Here is an 18,331-nt window from a genome sequence, read left to right as displayed (position 1 = left end):
CGACCAGAAGTTAATCACAAGCCTTCTGATGACGGCTTGATTGCGCCAGGTCCAGCAATTCCCGAAGTGCCACAGACACCATAGAGAACTCGAGATGATCGGTATTCTTAAGTTCTGTCAGCATTCGCTGCCAGCGTTTAACCAATACTGCCTGTTCTTCTTCCCACAGCTCGACCGCCTGCTGCAAAGTCTGACCTTCCTGCATACTGGCAAGGATACCTTCAGTCAGCCCACGCTGCTGCCAGTCCAGGTCATCACGTAACGTTTCTCGCGCCAACGCATCCCAATGACTGGAAGAAGGCAAGGCATTAATCTGCTGCATAAACCAGTTAAGCGACAGGTATTCACCCATTTCGAAATAGGTTTCAGCCACTTGTTGCAGGTCACGCTCAGCCTGACCTGATGCCTCAATAATGCCCAATGAAGAATATAAATTAGCCGCGCCAGCTGTGACCGCGGCTAACTGCTCAGGAACTCCTGCGGCAATGCGCTCATCGTAAACGGCTTGCCAGCGCTCCAGCTCAGAGCCTTTCAGGGTTTCACCGAGAGACGCCATCATGCTCTGCACCGGTCCGCCAAACTTAGATACCTCAGCACCAATATCAATGGTCGCACGGCGGTTACGCAGGAACCAACGAGTAGCGCGGCGTACCAGACGCATCATGTCGGCCATCATACTTTCCTGAACATCGGTGGTGATTTTGTAATCCAGCGTGGCAATGGCGTTCCAGTATTCCGGCAGAGCAAAAATATCGCGTGCCGTTAAAAAGGCGCGGGCAATATCACTGACATTCGATCCGGTGGAGTCTCGCAAACGGTTAACAAAAGTGATTCCCATGTAATTCACCATATCGTTAGCCAGCTGAGTCGCAATAATCTCACTGCGCAGACGATGACGGTACATAGGTTCACAGAAACGCTCCACCAGCTCTTGTGGGAATTCCGTTTTCAGAATATCTGAAATGTAGCTATCGCCGCTGATATCCGGATGATTCAGTACTTCTTTTAAATCGGCTTTGGTGTACGAGATTAATACCGATAATTCCGGGCGGGTTAATCCCAGAGATTCGCTACGACGTTCTGCCAGAGTTTCTTCGTTTGGCAAGAATTCCAGGGCACGATCCAGTTTTCCGGCGTTTTCATATTCATGCATCAAACGCACGTACTCATCCATGCGCCCCTGACAATCACGATACGCCAGCGCAATCGCCTGGGTCTGACGATAATTATTATTCAACACCAGTTTAGAAACCTGATCGGTCATATCCATAAAGATCTGATTGCGCTGCTTGCGGGTCAGGTCACCGGCATCAAGGATTTCATTCAGCATGATCTTGATATTGACTTCATGGTCAGAGCAATCAACACCTGCGGCATTATCGATAAAGTCGGTGTAAGAGGCGCCACCATTTAAACCAAATTCAATCCGGCCCAGCTGCGTTACACCGAGGTTACCGCCCTCACCGATGACTTTGGCACGCACCTCAGAACCATTAATCCGTAATGCATCATTGGCTTTGTCACCAACGTCAGAGTCCTGCTCCTGACTGGATTTAATATAAGTGCCGATACCGCCATTCCAGATCAGATCTACCGGTGCTTTTAATAACGCTTTAATTAAATCATTAGGAGGCAGACGATCTTCGGTAATGCCAAACACCTGCTTCATCTCCAGAGAGACAGGAACACTTTTCGCGCTTCTGGAGAAAATACCGCCGCCTTTAGAAATCAACGTTTTGTTGTAATCTTCCCAGCTGGAACGAGGCAGTTCGAATAGCCGTTTACGCTCGACAAAACTCTTGGCTGAATCCGGATTAGGATCGATAAATATATGCAGATGGTTAAACGCAGCAGTAAGGCAAATATGCTCCGACAACAGCATACCGTTGCCAAAAACGTCACCCGCCATATCGCCGATGCCAACAACAGAAAAATCCTGCTCTTGCACATTGTGCCCACGTTCACGGAAATGCCGCTGCACCGAGACCCAAGCTCCGCGAGCAGTGATACCCATTTTCTTATGGTCGTAGCCAATGGAGCCTCCAGAAGCAAAACCGTCGCCCATCCAGAAACCACGATTGACCGCAATTTCATTGGCAATGTCCGAGAAAGTCGCGGTGCCTTTATCCGCGGCCACTACCAGATATGGATCATCCTCATCGTGGCGAACAACACAATTCGGCGGAACAATATCACCGTCCACCAGGTTATCGGTAATATCCAGTAAGGCACTGATAAAGGTTTGATAACAGGCGACACCTTCAGCCATAAAGGCATCACGGCCGCCATCTTTTGGTAATTGTTTCGCAACAAAACCGCCCTTAGCCCCCACCGGAACAATGACGGCATTTTTCACTTGCTGGGCTTTAACCAGACCCAATACCTCAGTACGGAAATCTTCCGTCCGATCCGACCAGCGTAAGCCGCCACGGGCTACTTTGCCGCCTCGCAAATGAACACCTTCAATCCGTGGCGAATAAACGAAGATCTCGAACATTGGCCGTGGCAACGGCATGTCAGAAATCGCTGCCGGATTAATTTTAAAACTGATGTAGTCTTTATCATCACCGCTATTTTCTGGCTGGAAAAAGTTCGTCCGTAACGTCGCATTAATCAGTTCGATGTAACGGCGAATGGTTCGGTCTTCGTTAAGCTGTTCAACATCATCCAGCGCATCGATCAGTTTCTGTTCGCACTGCTCAGTATTCGCCTGACGAATTTCTTCTTTGACGTCCTGAAGACCAAAACGCTGATGAAATAAGTCCACCAGACCAGCACTGATCGGAATATAACGGCACAGAGTTTCTGCAATATAGCTTTCCGAAATGCCAAAGCGAATCTGCTTCATATAACGTGCATAACCACGCAATAACGCGATATCCCGCCAACCTAAATTAGCCCCGAGCACTAACCGGTTGAAACCATCGTTCTCGGCTTTCCCCTGCCAGATTGCACGGAAAGATTCCTGAAACAGACTTTTAACTTCTGCGATATTGATGGTTTCCGACAAGTCGTATTTCAGCAGGAAGTTGTGTATCCAGACCTTATTGCCATCAACGGTATTAATTTCATACGGGTGTTCACCTAATACTCTTAACCCCAGATTTTCCAGCACTGGAATCACATCTGATAGCGGCAAAATGGTATCGCGGTTAAACAATTTGAAACGCAGCAGGCTTTCGTCTTCTTCGATTTCACGATAGAAGCTCATGGCCAGCTCACCCGGTTGCTGCACCAATAACTGATCGATGTGCTGAACATCAGCAACCGCAGTCCGGGCCGAGAAGTTTTCGCGATAACCGGCCGGGAAAGCTTCACGATACTGGTGGAACTGGTGATTTCCCTTTTCTTCGCCAACCTGTTCGATCAGGGCTTCGTGTAAATCATCCTGCCAGGAGCGTACGACCTGAACAATTTTGCGCGACACCAACCCCGGATCGAAATCGATCGGCTTGTCCGGATTCAGACGCAACATAAAGTGTGTTCGAGCCAGAATTGACTCAGAGAAATACGTGTTAAATTCGACATCCAACGGCGCAAATTCTGACTCCAGCACCTGCTGCATTTTCTCTCGCAACTCAGTGTTATAGATATCACGCGGAATGTACGTTAGACAGGATAAGAACTTACTGTATGGATCCCGGCGCAGAAATACCCGGGTTTGGCGGCGTTCCTGAATATTTAATACCGCAACGGTGGTATCCGCTAATTCCTGAGCATCCGATTGGAACAACTCGTCACGCGGATACACCTCCAGGATACGGTTTAACTCTTTGCCGCTATGACCCTGATTATCGAAACCGGATAACCGTCTTACGTCTTTGAGTTTTTCGCGAATGATCGGAATATGATTCGGGCTCTCGATGTAAACAATCGAGGTATACAAGCCAATAAAACGCATGGCTCCAATCACATCACCATCTTTGTTAAAGCGTTTAACGATAACGTAGTCCGGATACGCCGGACGGTGAACCCGACTGCGGGTGCCGGATTTCATAAAGCTGATCAGTTGCTTCTGGCCGATAAATTCCTGTACATCGGCATCCAGATCATGAATCGGAATATTATGTTTACGGCCGCTATGGAAGCGGAAAACCCCAAGGTCTTCTTTATCCTCACGGCAGATTTCCAGGTCATTCTTACCCTGATGAATTTCAAACTCATCATACGCCAGGAAGGTAAAGTGGTTATCCATCAGCCACTCGATAAATGCCTTGGCCTCATGACGATCGGTATCACTGAAGTGTTTGTTTTTCTCCACCAGCTTCATCGCTTCGCTGGCTTTTTTAACAATCGCCGGATAATCCTCAACACAGTGGGATACTTCAGCCAGCACCGACAACAACTCATCACGCAAATCATCCAGCATTTGCTTGTCAGAGTGGTGGTCAATTTCTATGTAAACAATCGCCTCTGGCTTGCTTTGTTTGGTTGCATTGCGCCAGCGATCGGCATCTTTACCCCCTTTAAGCTTGCCTTGTTTATCGCGCTCGGCATGGAACACACAATAATGAATTGCGTGTAAGGACATCTGACGGTTATTCAGCTGCATGCGCACCGAGTCAACCAGAAACGGGACATCATCGCAGACGATCTCAATAACCGTATGCAACGACTGCCAGCCGTAGTTCTCGTAATCCGGATTAAGCACCCGAACTTTCGCCTCCCCGGCTTTGCGAGTTTGCAGCAGCTGCCAACAAGATAAAGTAGCGCCGTAGACATCTTCTACCGAACGCGCCAACAGCTCGTCCATCGGTGCCTTGGAATAATACAAATCCGCAAAGCTTTGCAGCAGTTCTACCTGGCTGCTTTCGTTACGTTGTGCGATCAGATCATGTAATGCCGTTAACATGCAGATGTCCTTGTTGTATACACAGTTACAAATAAGCGTAGCAGCTTGTAACAAATCGGCTGCGTTAACCGGCCAAACTCACTTAAAAAACAAAAACCGGCCAAAAGCAGCGCTTCTTGACGCTCCTTTACCGCAAACCACGAATCTTTCGTTTTTCTGTTGCCGGGAACATTGACGCTCGCCCGATATCCAATAAAATCATTTTCAAATCAAGGCTCTAGGAATCGGTGCAAATGACAAAACAACAAGGATTTGCTCAGTTAAAACAATCGCTACAACAGCAAATCATTGGCCAGCCTCATCTGGTGGAAAGGCTTCTGATCAGTTTATTGGCCGACGGCCATTTACTGGTTGAAGGTGCTCCTGGCCTGGCAAAAACCAAAGCCATTAATGCCCTGGCAGATCGTATCGAAGGTGACTTCAAACGCGTGCAGTTCACCCCTGATCTATTACCTGGAGATATCACCGGTACCGAAATCTATCGCCCGCAACAACAAAGCTTCGATTTCCAGGCCGGACCGATTTTCCATAACCTGATTCTGGCTGACGAAATCAACCGTGCCCCGGCTAAAGTGCAGAGTGCATTACTGGAAGCCATGGCGGAACGCCAGGTGACGGTGGGCGGCGTAACCCGCCAGTTGCCGGAATTGTTCCTGGTGATGGCAACCCAGAATCCGATTGAGCAAGAAGGTACCTACCCTCTGCCGGAAGCACAGCTTGATCGCTTCCTGATGCACGTTGTGATTGATTATCCAGACGCAGAAGCTGAACAGCAGATTCTGCGCCTAGCCCGTGGTGAAGCTATGCAGCAGAACATCGGCGATGCCATTGAGCTGTCACAGGCCGATATTTTTGCCGGACGTCAGGAAGCGCTGGCACTGCATATGAGCGAAGCGGTTGAGCAATATATCGTGCAACTGATTATGGCCACCCGCCGACCACAAGCCTACGGTGATGACCTTGCCAGCTGGATCGAGTTTGGCGCCAGCCCGCGGGGCACTATTGCACTGGATCGTTGCGCACGCGCCCATGCCTGGATTCGTGGCCGTGATTACGTTAGCCCGGATGATGTGCAAGCCGTCATTCATGACGTCCTGCGCCACCGCCTGTTACTGAGCTTTGAAGCCGAAGCCAGTGGTATGACGGCGAATAAAGTTATTAATGAGTTGATTCAGCGCGTCGCGGTTGCCTGAGGCCAGTATGAGTTTTACTCAACGATTTTCAGCCGGCGCCGAAATCAAACCAGCGAATCTGGTGGCCCTTCGTGATCTGGCCAGCCAACTGCCGTTGCACAAACAAAAGCGTATTCTTAATGACCTGGCCGGCACACATACCTCTGCCGTGCGTGGTCGTGGCATCGACTTTTCCGAAGTTCGTGAATACCAGCCGGGTGATGACATTCGCTCGATGGACTGGCGTGTGACTGCCCGTACCGGTGACCCACATATCAAATTGTTCCGCGAAGAACGGGAACGCCCGGTATTGGTTGTTTGTGATCTGCGTGCAGGCATGCACTTTGGCACCCGCAGAGCTCTGAAAAGTGTCTTAGCCGCAGACATCAGTGCCTTAATTGCCTGGGCGGCAATGGCCAATGGTGACCGCATTGGTGGTTTGATTTTCAACGACCAGCACGAAGTGGACTTACGACCAAAAACCGGTCGCAAACAGGTTCTCAGTTTGCTACATAACATGGCCGATGTTGAGAGAAGTCAGCCAGCCGACAGTCATCAACGTATGCAGCAAATATGTCGCCATATTCGCCGGGTCGCTCGTCCGGGCAGCGCAATTTATTTTGTCAGCGACTGGGCTGGGTTTGATGCCGAATGTGAACGCCAGTTATTCAGCGTCACCCGCCATTGTGATCTGATTGCAGTGCAATTACATGACCCGATTGAAGCTGAGTTACCACCACCCGGGCTATACAACCTGACAGATCAACGTCAGAAGCTGGCGCTGGACACTCATTCCCAGACAGTACGGGAAGCACACCAACAAGCCTTTGCCCAACAGCAGCAACAGATTCGCCAGCATATGTTGCGCTTAAAAGTGCCACTGATTCGTATCGCCACAAACGATGATCCACTGACTTCCTTGCGCACCGGCCTGGGCCTGACTCAGCAAGCATCAGGGAGAAGCCTGTGATCGCATCATTATTACAACTGGCACCAGCAGCCAGTCAGGCTAACCCGCTGCCGTTAAAAGGTTTGCAATTACCCGAGGCCGTCAGTTGGTGGCCATTAGCTCCGGGGTGGTGGCTGCTGCTCATCATTCTGATCGTTGCGATACCACTGTTAATGTTTACCGCCGTACGACTGTGGCGCTGTAACAGCGACAAACGCCAGGCCAGACAGCTGTTAAATTCCGCTTACAGTCAATGGCTGGCCGACCAGAACCAACAGCAACTGATTCTGCAAGTGAATACCGTACTGAAACGTTTTTGTCGTCAGCGTTTTCCCGAGGCCGTTTCGTTATCCGAGCAACGCTGGACCGAATTTCTTAATAAAAGTGCCGGCATTCCCTTATTTACCGAGCAACAAACAACTGCCCTGCAATCCGGTGCTTATCGGGCTCAGCCAGTGGCGTCGCTCAACGAGCAGGATTTGGTGAAAAATTGCCAACGCTGGCTGAACAAAGCCAGAAACGCCAACCTCAGGGAGACACATTAATGGAATGGCATTGGCCGTGGGCATTTTTATTATTTCCCCTGCCCTGGATTATTCGTGCATTTATTCCGGCTGCCAAAGTTCAGCAGGCCGCCTTATTAGTGCCAAACCTGGATGCCTGGACCCAGGCTGGTCACCAACAAAGTGGTGTCAGTAAGGCGTCATTACGCCATTGGTTATTGCCTTTATTTGTCTGGCTGGCGGTATTAACCGCCCTTGCCCGTCCTTATCAATCCGGTGAAGTTGTCGAATTACCGGTTTCCGGGCGCGATCTGATGTTGGCCGTTGACTTATCAGCGAGTATGGAAAAAGAAGATATGCAGTTGAACAATCGCCCGGTTAATCGTCTGGTGATTGTGAAACAAGTACTCAACAACTTTATTGCTCAACGTCAGGGAGATCGCCTTGGTCTGGTGGTGTTTGGTTCCGAAGCCTTTTTACAGGCACCACTGACGTTTGATACACAAACCGTTAAACAATTTATGAACGAAGCTCAAATTGGCCTGGCGGGCAAATCTACTGCCATTGGTGATGCCATCGGCCTGACCATAAAACGTCTGAAAAATAATCCGGAAAACAGCCGGGTAATGATTTTATTAACCGATGGCTCGAACACATCGGGTGAAGTAGAGCCATTAAAAGCAGCACAACTCGCCGCTAAAAATAACGTGAAAATTTATACCATTGGCCTCGGCGCCGACTTGATGGAAGTGCCGAGCTTTTTTGGTACTCGCCGGGTAAACCCTTCTCGCGACCTGGATGAAGACACGCTGCGTCAGATTGCCCAAATTACCGGCGGATCTTTTTTCCGCGCCCGCGACAGTCAGGAGCTGCAACAGATTTATCAGTTTATTGATGAACTGGAGCCAACTGAAAAAGACCCTCAGGTTTACCGCCCACAGCAAAACCTGTTTCACTGGCCATTATTAGCGGCATTTATCGCCAGTTTGTTATTGGCGCTGCAGCAGTCAGGTATCGTTTCGCGTTTTAATACGGCGGGAGGAAAATAATGAGCCTGCTCGATCATATTCAACAGTTTCATTTTATCCGCCCGGACTGGTTATTGTTATTGCTACCAGCATTTGCACTGTTTTTGTTACTGCTTAAACGTAAGCTGACTGCAGGCCAATGGCAGGACGTCATCGACGAAGAATTGTTGTCGTATGTACTCGATAATGCACCACAAAAAACCGACCGCAGCAGCTTATGGTTAGTCATGTTTGCCTGGGTAACCGCAACTCTCGCATTAGCCGGTCCAAGTTGGGAAAAAATGCCTACACCGGTGGAAAAAAATCAGGACGCGCTGGTGATTTTGCTCGATATGTCATTATCAATGGGGGCACAGGACGTTAAACCAGATCGTGCGACCCGGGCAATCCAGAAAGTTACCGATATTATTCGCGGCAGAAAAGATGGTTTGACCGCGCTGCTGACCTATTCCGGCGAAGCCCATACCGTGACACCGTTAACTGACGATCGTGACACCATCGAGAATCTGTTACCTGCGATTTCTCCGTTTATTATGCCCAAGCTAGGTAGCCGTCCGGACAAAGCTATTGCTCTGGCACAGAAGCTGGTAACCGACGCGGGTATTAATAAAGCACGATTATTATTAATCACCGATGGCATCATTAATAAAGATATTCAGCGCATCAACAAAGTACTGGACCCTAAGCGTTTCCAACTCAGTGTAATGACATTGGGTACCGCGGAAGGGGCACCGGTTTCTATGCCAAACAGCGGCTTTTTACGCGATGGCCAGGGAAACATCGTCTTGCCCAAACTCGATTTACAACCGATTCGCAAGCTGGTGTCTGAACTGAATGTTGCGTGGCAACCGATTCGTTACGACGACCAAGACTGGCAACAACTGTTGCAACCTAAAACCACAAATGAAACGCAGTCAGAGTTTTCCGGCGGCGGTGACAGCAAACAATTTGATCAATGGTTTGACCAGGGCTTTTGGTTAATCTTCCTGTTACTGCCGGTGACGTTATTACTCTTCCGTCGTGGCGTGCTGTTCAGCTGGTTGTTATTGCCAGCGCTGGTATTACCGGCGATGAATCCGGCTCCAGCCTGGGCTGATGACACAGCCTCAACGGATAAGCAAAATGCAATTCAACAGCAAGCGGCTCAACAACAAACGGAACAGGAAACAAGCTTCTGGCAGAACCTGTGGCAGACCCCGGACCAGCAAGGTGCAGAGTTATTAAATAGCGACCCTGCCGCTGCAGCACAGCGTTTTGAAAATCCGGATTGGCAAGGCGTTGCGTCTTATCAGGCGGGTGACTTTGAAGCGGCACAACGGGCATTCGCCGACAATAACAGTGCAAACGGCCGTTATAACTACGCCAATGCCCTCGCCCAGTCCGGAGAATTGCAAGCCGCCCTGGACGCTTATGATGAAGCGTTACAGCAACAACCGGATTTTTCCGATGCCGCCGAAAATCGCAAGCTTGTTGAGCAGGCTCTGAAGCAACAACAAAACCAACAACAGCAAAATAAAAACAGCCAGCCGCAGGATAGTGATCAGAATCAGAGCGGTGATTCTTCACAAACACAAGAGTCTCAGCAACAAGATTCGCAACAGCAGAATTCACAAGACAGCCAGCAAAACCAATCGCAGTCCGGCGAGTCTCAGCAGCAAAGCCAACAAAGTGGTGATCCAAGCGATCAGAACAACGGCGAGCAAGGTGAGCCGCAAAATTCCAGCGCTGTTAATAAGCAACAGGATGACGCGTTTGCCGAACAAAAAGCTGCAGAACAAAAAGCACAGCAACTGGCAGAACAGGACCAGCAGCAGGATAAAGATGGTGAACAGCAAGCACTGAGCGAACAATCACAGGACGCGCAACCGCAAAGCGAACAACAGTCGCCATCGGCAACACAACAAAAAAACAGCAGCAGTGAACAGCAGTCGGACCAAAGTGCTGCAGATCCAACATCAATGACGCAGCAGCAAATTCAGGAATCGCAGTTGAATCGTGAAGAGCAAGCTGCGATGCAGCAATGGCTTAATCGAATTCCGGATAATCCGGGCAATTTGTTGCAACGGAAATTTCTATATCAGTATCGCCAGCAAGATGGTGGCCAGGCAGAACAACAAGAGGACGTGTTATGGTAAACCCTCTGCGTTATTTACTAACTCTAGTTTTTTTATCCAGCGTACTGATCAGCCAACACGGCTGGGCAGCGACCTTCAGCGCCAGTGTCGATCGTAAAAACATCAGCGAAAACGACACCTTTGCTCTGATGTTGCGTTATGGCGAACAAGTCGGTTTTGGCTCACCTGATTTAGCACCGTTGGAACGTGATTTTCAGGTATTAAACCAGCAACGCTCCAACCAGTTCCGCTCAGTTAATGGCCGCACTGAATCCTTTACCGAATGGACGCTCACACTGACGCCTAAACGCACCGGTAAGCTGACGATTCCTGCCATCAGTTTTAAGAACAGCCGCACTCAGGCAATCACTATGAATGTCAGCGCGTTATCGGCAGCGGTGAAAAAACAGTTGGAAAAGGAATTCTTTTTTGATGTCGAAATCAGTGAAGGTCCTTATTACGTTCAAGGCCAAATTATCTATAAAGAGAAACTGTTCTACAGCGTCAATCATGAAGACCCTAGCCTGTCAGACTTCAAGGTAACAGACGCCCGTGTTCAGCCCCTGTCTGAAGTGCGCTCTTATCAGACCGTTGTCGATGGCCAACGCCTGGGAGTTTACGAACGCCAATACGCTATTTTTCCTGAAGAAAGTGGCAATCTGGTCATCCCGGGACAACGATTTAATGCCCGCGTAACCAACCCTTACGATCGCTGGAGTCGCGGACGCCAGGCTGGCATTGTCAGCAAACCGGTGCAGTTGACGATAAAACCAATTCCAGCCAACTACCCTCAGGCGCCCTGGCTACCCACCAGCCGACTGAAAATCAGTGAGACGTTCAGTAACGGAGACCAGTCACAATGGACTGTGGGAGAACCCGTGACCCGTACAATCAAAGTCACGGCTAATGGCCTCAGCGGCAGCCAGATTCCCGCGATTGCCCTGCCGGTGGTCGATAAAATCCGTTATTACCCGGATCAGTCAGATAACAGTGAAAGCATGAATGAAAGTGGTATTCAGGGCACGCTGCAGCAATCCATGGCGATTGTGCCTACCGCCGAAGGCCGACTGGTACTGCCGGAAGTCCGGATTCCCTGGTGGAACACCCGATTAGGCACACTGGAATACGCCGTATTGCCAGCCAGAACCATTCAGGTACAACCGGCGACGAATACCCAGCCAGAAACCATCCCTCCGGTTCAGAGCAACGACGTGACAACGGCAAGCAACAGCGAAATGGTCACCGGGCCCGCAAATGGTTACTGGATTATTGCGACCTGTGTGCTGTTTTTATCGAATCTGATCCTGGCCTACCTGCTTTGGCGGGAGAAAAACCGCGATCCTGAAACACAAGAATCGTTGCCGCCAATCGTCAGCGATAAACAGCGCTGGAAAGAACTGAAAAAAGCCTGCCAGCAAAATGATGCGCAACAAATCCGCACGGCCGTCATCCTATGGGCGTCGGCTCGCTTTCAGCGAGATGATATTGTGCGACTCGATCAGATTCAGACCTTACACAATAACCCTCGCCTCAACGCCGCATTAGCCGAGCTGGATGCCCTGCTCTATGCCAACGGCACAGCAAACAGTGCCTTTAACGGAGCCAACCTGCTCGCGCTGCTGAAGGCACTGGAACCTGCCTTGGGTGACCAGGAATCACACTCCCTTAAGCCTTTGTATTCCTGAACAGCCCAAATAATGCGGCATTAACGCCCGTGGTTGCCTGAGGTCATTTCTTCAGGCGACTAAAACCCCAATAATGCCTGCAGGTTAGTTACTCATCCATTAGTCTCAGAATCTGATACAGCAGCTATGCTTTGTGAGTAATATTTTTATTTTCACTGCTCACGCAGTACAACTCTGAGGTTTCCATGCCCGATCCGAAAAAGTGGTTAATCGACCAACCACTGGAACTTGTGCCTTTTGCCAAATGGCAACGCACCGTTAACCTGATGGCCAGCCTGTTTAAGGCTCCGGCAGGGTTTATTGTGCAACATACAGAAGAAGGCTATCAGGTTACGATCGCAAGCCAGCAAGAGGAAAACCCTTACAGCGTTGGTGGCATCATTCCGGCGGACACTAATATCTTTTGCCGCAAAATCGTTCAGACACGCCAGGAGCTGTATGTTAAAGCGGCGACGCAGGAAGACGAATGGCTGACCAACCCGGAAGTTTCCGAAGATGGTTTCAACTCTTATCTCGGGGTGCCGATATTCTGGCCCAGCGGTAAACCGTTCGGCACCATTTGTGTCATGGATTTTGCGATTACCGATTACGACGAGCCTTATGTCGAACTGATTCGCCAGTTCCGGGATATTGTGCAGGCCGATCTGGCGTTACTGGATCATTTTGATCAATTTCGTGCTCTGGCAATGACCGATGAACTCACCGGTTTATATAACCGTCGTGGTTTCACCACCGTTGCCGAGCAGCGTATTCAATTGGCGAAACGCAATGACGCCAGTCTGGCACTGATTTATATGGATATGAACGGCCTGAAAACCGTAAACGATCAACTGGGTCACCCACAGGGAGATGCTTTGTTAAAAGCGCTGGCGGAATCGTTAAAACAACATTTTCGCAGCAGCGATGTGCTGGCCCGCATCGGCGGCGACGAGTTTCTGTTAATGGCAGAAACTAACGATCTGGATGCACTGGCCAAAAGCTGTCAGGACATTGATCAGCAATTAAAACACCACCTGGCGCAATACAGCGATATTCGTACTGGTGTCAGTTTTGGTTTATTACAAATGAATGATCTCAGCCGGCCACTTGAAAGCTGGATTCAGCTGGCCGACGAAAAGATGTACGAAGATAAAAGAAGCCGCCGCCGCGATTAACTAATGGCTGGCCGTTTTCGAAAACAACTGAATCACCACCACCCCACAAATAATCAGACTGATACCGGCAATGGCCGGCCAGTCTGGCATCTGGCGATAAAAAATCGCCGTGACCAATGCCACCAGTACGATACCCAATCCGGCCCACAAGGCATAAGCGACGCCAACCGGAAAGGTACGCAGCGTTAAAGTAAAAAAATAAAAAGCGATGGCGTAACCCACCACCACAATCAGGCTGGGAATAAAGCGGGTAAATTCATCCGTGGCTTTGAGTGCACTCGTTGCGATAACTTCGGCAACGATGGTGATGATTAAGTAGTGGTAGTTCATACGGCAATCCCTTCCATATCTGACCAATACTTTTAACTTAGCAGTGGCCGGGATTGCTGCAATCGGAAAATTGTAACCCTGATACTTTTGGCATAATTATGTCGTCAGAATACATGACCCGACGGGCCAGCCTATCTAAGCAACAAAGCAGGCTCAGCCTAATGGCGGCCTGAGCAACTGATCTTCAGCACCAAATAAGGTGCGCCACAACCAGCCGCTCTCCAGATCATCGCGGCATTGTACCAACTGGCGCTGATACAGCTTGGAACGGCGTTCTACCTTCTTCGCGACCTTCATTAGCCAGGGTTTCTTTTTATACGTGCCACGCAGATAACCACCAGCACCATCGTGATAAGCTAGGTACAGGCGATAAGCATCGTGAGACTTAATCCGGGTGCGCTTTATGGTATTGGTGTTATACCAGCCGATAAAATCTACCGCGTCTTCGAACTCATCACGGTCAGCTCCCCAATTACCGGTTTTACGCTGATATTCGGCCCAGGTACCATCAAGCGCCTGAGCATAGCCGTACGCAGACGAAGGCCGTGGCCCGGGAATAATCCATAAGAACCATTCTCTGGGGGGGCGGTTATCATCGATAAACTTGGATTCCTGATGGATAAACGCCATGGTGACGGAAATCGGAATACCGTATTTCTTCTGCACCGCCTTCGAAGCGTTATACCAATCGTAATACTCGTCGAATATCTCACACACATCGCCGATGTTTTTCGGCTGAGGTGTAGAACAAGCAGCCAGCAAAACCACTGGCAACATTAATAATATTCGACGGATCATGAATAAACCTTTTTTAAGAAAGCCGCTAAACGTGCTCAATTCCATGTTCTGCCAATAATGCCATAAAGGCATCGTCATCCAGAACCTCAACATCCAGACTTTGCGCTTTCGTTAACTTACTACCGGCTTTTTCACCCGCCACCAGAAAGTCAGTTTTCTTCGATACACTGCCGGTTACTTTAGCGCCCAGTTGCTCCAGATAATCTTTCGCCTGATCACGCCCCATACTGGCCAGCGTCCCGGTGATTACAGCGACTTTACCGCTTAACGGTGCATCATCTGCGGCGGCAACAGGCTCCTTCTCTTCCCAACTCACGCCAGATAGCTGCAACTGTTCAACGATATCGCGATTACGCTGTTGGGCGAAAAAATTAACAATATGACTGGCAACTATTTCACCAACATCATTCACGTTAATCAGGGTATCTTTATCTGCATCCATAATGCGTTGCAGAAAACCAAAATGAGCAGCCAGGTTGTTAGCGGTGACCGTACCGACCTCACGAATACCTAACGCGTACAAAAAACGACCCAGCGTGGTTTTCTTTGAGTTTTCCAATGCATCCAGAACGTTTTGAGCCGACTTTTCCGCCATACGTTCCAGTCCGGATAATTGCTCCAGCGTCAGATGAAATAAGTCATCAACCGAATGAATTAAATCCTGATCGACCAGCTGGTCGATCAGTTTGTCGCCTAACCCTTCAACATCCAGAGCCTTACGCGATACAAAATGCTTGATCGCTTCTTTGCGCTGTGCTGAACACACAAGGCCTCCGGTACAACGAGCAACGGCCTCGCCCTCTACCCGTTCGATTTCCGAATCACATACCGGACAGGTTTCAGGAAAAACAATATCTTCTGCATTTTCTGGACGGCGATCCTGCACTACAGATACAACCTGGGGAATCACATCACCGGCGCGACGAATAATCACCGTATCGCCAACTTTTACACCGAGACGGGCAATTTCATCGGCATTATGCAGTGTTGCATTGCTGACAATAACACCGGCAACCTTAACCGGATTTAAACGAGCAACCGGCGTAATAGCACCGGTACGACCTACCTGAAAATCAACATTTTCCAGCACGGTCATTTCTTCTACGGCCGGGAATTTATAAGCAATTGCCCAACGTGGAGCACGAGCAACAAATCCTAACTGCTGTTGCAGCGCCAGGTTGTTTACTTTGAAAACCGTGCCATCAATTTCGTAGGGTAATGAATGACGCTTATCACCAAGGCCGTCGAAAAATGCCTGTGCTTCCACCAAGTTTTTGGCAACGGTTAACTCGTCATTAATTTTAATGCCCCAGCTTTTTACCTGCTGGAAAATACCACTCAGGTTTTCTGGCATATCAAAATCATCGCTAACAACACCAATACCGTAGGAGCAGAATTCCAGCGGGCGTTTTGCGGTGATTTTTGAATCCAGCTGACGCAAAGACCCGGCTGCCGCATTACGTGGATTAGCGAACACTTTTTCGTCGGCGGCCAACGCTTTTTCGTTATAAGCGTCGAAGCCATCAAGAGGCATATAGACTTCACCACGCACCTCGACACGCTGTGGATAATTCCCTACCAGCTTTAACGGTACGTTTTTAATAGTGCGAACATTTTGGGTGATATTTTCACCAGTCTGACCATCACCTCGTGTGGCAGCTTGTACCAACACACCGTCTTCATAAAGAATACTGACCGCAGCACCATCCAATTTAGGCTCACAGGCAAATTCGATATCATTTGTGGTATTCAACTGCTTTTGTACACGGGCGTAAAAGTCCGCAAATTCTTCGGCATTCATGGCGTTATCAAGCGATAACATCGCCATTTCATGCTTCACCTGATCAAACGCCGATAACGGCATCGCACCCACTTTCTGAGTTGGTGAGTCAGCGGTTCTTAGCTGCTGATGTTCACGCTCGATATCCTGTAACTCGCGTAGCAGACGGTCGTATTCCGCGTCCGGTACCGAAGGATTATCCAGTACGTAATACTGGTGATTATATTCGTTGAGCAGATCGCGCAGTTCTTTGGCACGTATTGCAGGCGTGGTTTCAGAGGCTGAAACGTCAACCGCCGCAGAATCTGCGGCGGTTGAAAAAAGATCATCTTGCTGAGTCATAGCGGCTTTTTAGTGTTATTCAGCAACTGCTAATGCAGGAATTTTTAAGCCGCCGCATCATCCTGTTGCTGCTTTTTAAAAACTCACTGCACCAACAGTGCTTGCGATATTAATTATCAAAGCGCGTTTAATTAGCGCGTACCTTGTTTTTTCATCATCAGATGCTGATGACGTTCAAAGGTCATAATTTCTTCCCGGTTGGCTTCAACCGTTTGTGGCGTCAGTGCACTCAGGCTTTCATCCAACACGTCGGCTTTCAGATTGCGGGCAACCACCATCGCCATTTCGTACATGGCTTCATAAGCTTCCAGCGGACGTTTTGCACCCGGAAGGCTCATAAAGAAACTTAATCCACGGAATTGCTGGTCAACCATTTTACCCGGTTCAAAAATACCAGGTTCATGGCTTTGTGATACTGAGAACTGGATATTGCCAGCACCGTCTGCTTCTTCAAAACGGTGGAAAATGTTTTTCTCGCCGTAACGTAAATCGCAGGAATTAAACAGGTAAATTAAATCACTGCCTTTAAAGCCTTCATCCGATTGGGCAATAGCATGAATAACCAGTACCACTTCGGCAGGTGGGCGATGCGCCAACACTTCTGCATCCGCACCCGCAAAATTCACTGGATGAGTAATAATCTGTGCCGTTTCTGCAAATGATTCGGCCATTTGCTGTGGCTCAGCTTCCAACTCCAGATGAGGATCTTCAATCTGCTGAGGGTCTTCCAATTCCGCGACGTAATCCGGTGCTGACTCGGCCACCATCGGCTCGGTTTCAGTTTCGCTGGCTGAAACTGGTTGTTCAGCAATCAGGCTGTCAGCTGCAATCGTATCTGCTTCAGCAGCTATTGCTTCAGCTTTAACGAGCTCAGAAGCGACATCGGAAACGGTATCTGACACAACGTCGGTGTCGTCGCCCAGCTCTTCAACATCCAGCAGAACAGGTACCTGCTCATCCAGATTGACTGGCTTAGCTTTCGGAATTAACGGCGAATTTGGCTGTGCCAGTGATTTATCGTCACAAGAGGTTTCAGCTACCGCATCCTGATCAGTCGACAATACTTCACTATCGACGCTGAGAGAGGGCTGATCATCGGCTTCTTTGCTCGCCTCAACAGCCGTTTCTTCAATAACCGCTGCTTCAGATGTTGTAGCAGAAGCCGCTGAGATATCTTCACGATTAATTGCAATATCGACCGCAACCGTTTCGCGCTCATCTTCCAGCGCAGTAAAAGCAGGAATATCATCCAGCGAAGGCTCGGACTTTTGCAGTTCTGGACGCTCTGGCGGTGGCTCAGCTGCGGCCTGCTCTGCAATACCACCCACCACACGCACTTCGCCCGGTAATTCAGGGTTATAACCTTCTTCCGGGAACTTAAAATCTTCTGAAACATCGAGACGCAGTGCTTCAGCACGCGCGCGACGCATACGACGGAATCCATCAATAAGGATTGCTACCATCGCCACTAACCCAATCAGGATTAAGACGGTACGCCAGCTCCATTCCATAATTGCACCTAGCCTTTTTAAACACGTTGACGATTACTCACACTCCGTAAAAACCGGTAACACTAACGGAGTAGATCAACAGACAAGTGTGTCATAAGCCCGGAGTCGATGAC

General features: G+C 49.3%; 12 protein-coding genes. 7 read left to right on the top strand and 5 right to left on the bottom strand.

Annotation, left to right across the window (positions count from 1 at the left end):
- Positions 1–10: 10 nt before the first annotated feature.
- Positions 11–4,852 (bottom strand): NAD-glutamate dehydrogenase, encoded by a 4,842-nt coding sequence (locus tag ACOQOZ_RS01205; protein ID WP_420590460.1) that lies wholly within the window; start codon positions 4,850–4,852, stop codon positions 11–13.
- A 233-nt stretch (positions 4,853–5,085) separates the two neighbouring features.
- On the opposite strand from ACOQOZ_RS01205, the gene ACOQOZ_RS01200 reads away from it, so the two are divergent.
- From ACOQOZ_RS01200 to ACOQOZ_RS01170, 7 genes are all read left to right on the top strand, one after another.
- Positions 5,086–6,045 carry an AAA family ATPase gene (locus ACOQOZ_RS01200; RefSeq protein ID WP_420590459.1) on the top strand — a complete coding sequence of 320 codons (960 nt, stop codon included), beginning with the start codon at positions 5,086–5,088 and terminating at the stop codon, positions 6,043–6,045.
- 7 nt (positions 6,046–6,052) lie between these two features.
- Positions 6,053–6,994: a DUF58 domain-containing protein gene (locus ACOQOZ_RS01195; protein WP_420590458.1), complete on the top strand. Its 942-nt coding sequence runs from the start codon at positions 6,053–6,055 to the stop codon at positions 6,992–6,994.
- Positions 6,991–7,518 carry a DUF4381 domain-containing protein gene (locus ACOQOZ_RS01190; protein WP_420590457.1) on the top strand — a complete coding sequence of 176 codons (528 nt, stop codon included), beginning with the start codon at positions 6,991–6,993 and terminating at the stop codon, positions 7,516–7,518. Before ACOQOZ_RS01195 ends, ACOQOZ_RS01190 begins: the two co-directional genes overlap by 4 nt.
- Positions 7,518–8,525 carry a vWA domain-containing protein gene (locus tag ACOQOZ_RS01185; protein ID WP_420590456.1) on the top strand — a complete coding sequence of 336 codons (1,008 nt, stop codon included), beginning with the start codon at positions 7,518–7,520 and terminating at the stop codon, positions 8,523–8,525. The genes ACOQOZ_RS01190 and ACOQOZ_RS01185 overlap by 1 nt, the downstream gene beginning before the upstream one ends.
- On the top strand, positions 8,525–10,639 hold the full coding sequence (locus ACOQOZ_RS01180; RefSeq protein WP_420590455.1) for a VWA domain-containing protein: 2,115 nt from the start codon (positions 8,525–8,527) through the stop codon (positions 10,637–10,639). The genes ACOQOZ_RS01185 and ACOQOZ_RS01180 overlap by 1 nt, the downstream gene beginning before the upstream one ends.
- Positions 10,633–12,303, top strand: coding sequence for a BatD family protein (locus tag ACOQOZ_RS01175; RefSeq protein ID WP_420590454.1), 1,671 nt, complete (start codon positions 10,633–10,635; stop codon positions 12,301–12,303). Before ACOQOZ_RS01180 ends, ACOQOZ_RS01175 begins: the two co-directional genes overlap by 7 nt.
- A gap of 185 nt (positions 12,304–12,488) precedes the next feature.
- Complete coding sequence (locus ACOQOZ_RS01170) at positions 12,489–13,457, top strand: diguanylate cyclase (RefSeq protein WP_420590453.1); 969 nt, start codon at positions 12,489–12,491, stop codon at positions 13,455–13,457.
- Here the strand turns inward: ACOQOZ_RS01170 and ACOQOZ_RS01165 are convergent, their stop codons facing one another.
- The 4 genes from ACOQOZ_RS01165 to ACOQOZ_RS01150 all read right to left on the bottom strand — a co-directional run bounded on the left by ACOQOZ_RS01165 (position 13,458) and on the right by ACOQOZ_RS01150 (position 18,218).
- On the bottom strand, positions 13,458–13,787 hold the full coding sequence (locus ACOQOZ_RS01165; protein ID WP_420590452.1) for a DMT family transporter: 330 nt from the start codon (positions 13,785–13,787) through the stop codon (positions 13,458–13,460).
- Between the two features lie 153 nt (positions 13,788–13,940).
- The gene (locus ACOQOZ_RS01160) at positions 13,941–14,585 is read right to left on the bottom strand and encodes a hypothetical protein (RefSeq protein WP_420590451.1); all 645 of its coding nucleotides are present in this window, start codon (positions 14,583–14,585) and stop codon (positions 13,941–13,943) included.
- A 25-nt stretch (positions 14,586–14,610) separates the two neighbouring features.
- Positions 14,611–16,707 (bottom strand): NAD-dependent DNA ligase LigA, encoded by a 2,097-nt coding sequence (gene ligA, locus ACOQOZ_RS01155; protein WP_420590450.1) that lies wholly within the window; start codon positions 16,705–16,707, stop codon positions 14,611–14,613.
- A gap of 131 nt (positions 16,708–16,838) precedes the next feature.
- On the bottom strand, positions 16,839–18,218 hold the full coding sequence (locus ACOQOZ_RS01150; RefSeq protein ID WP_420590449.1) for a cell division protein ZipA C-terminal FtsZ-binding domain-containing protein: 1,380 nt from the start codon (positions 18,216–18,218) through the stop codon (positions 16,839–16,841).
- Positions 18,219–18,331: the final 113 nt, after the last annotated feature.

The organism is Bacterioplanoides sp. (assembly GCF_965219715.1).
Taxonomy (GTDB): domain Bacteria; phylum Pseudomonadota; class Gammaproteobacteria; order Pseudomonadales; family Oceanobacteraceae; genus Bacterioplanoides.
The sequence above is the reverse complement of the archived record's forward strand: the minus strand, read 5'-3'. Positions and strand labels throughout refer to the sequence as shown.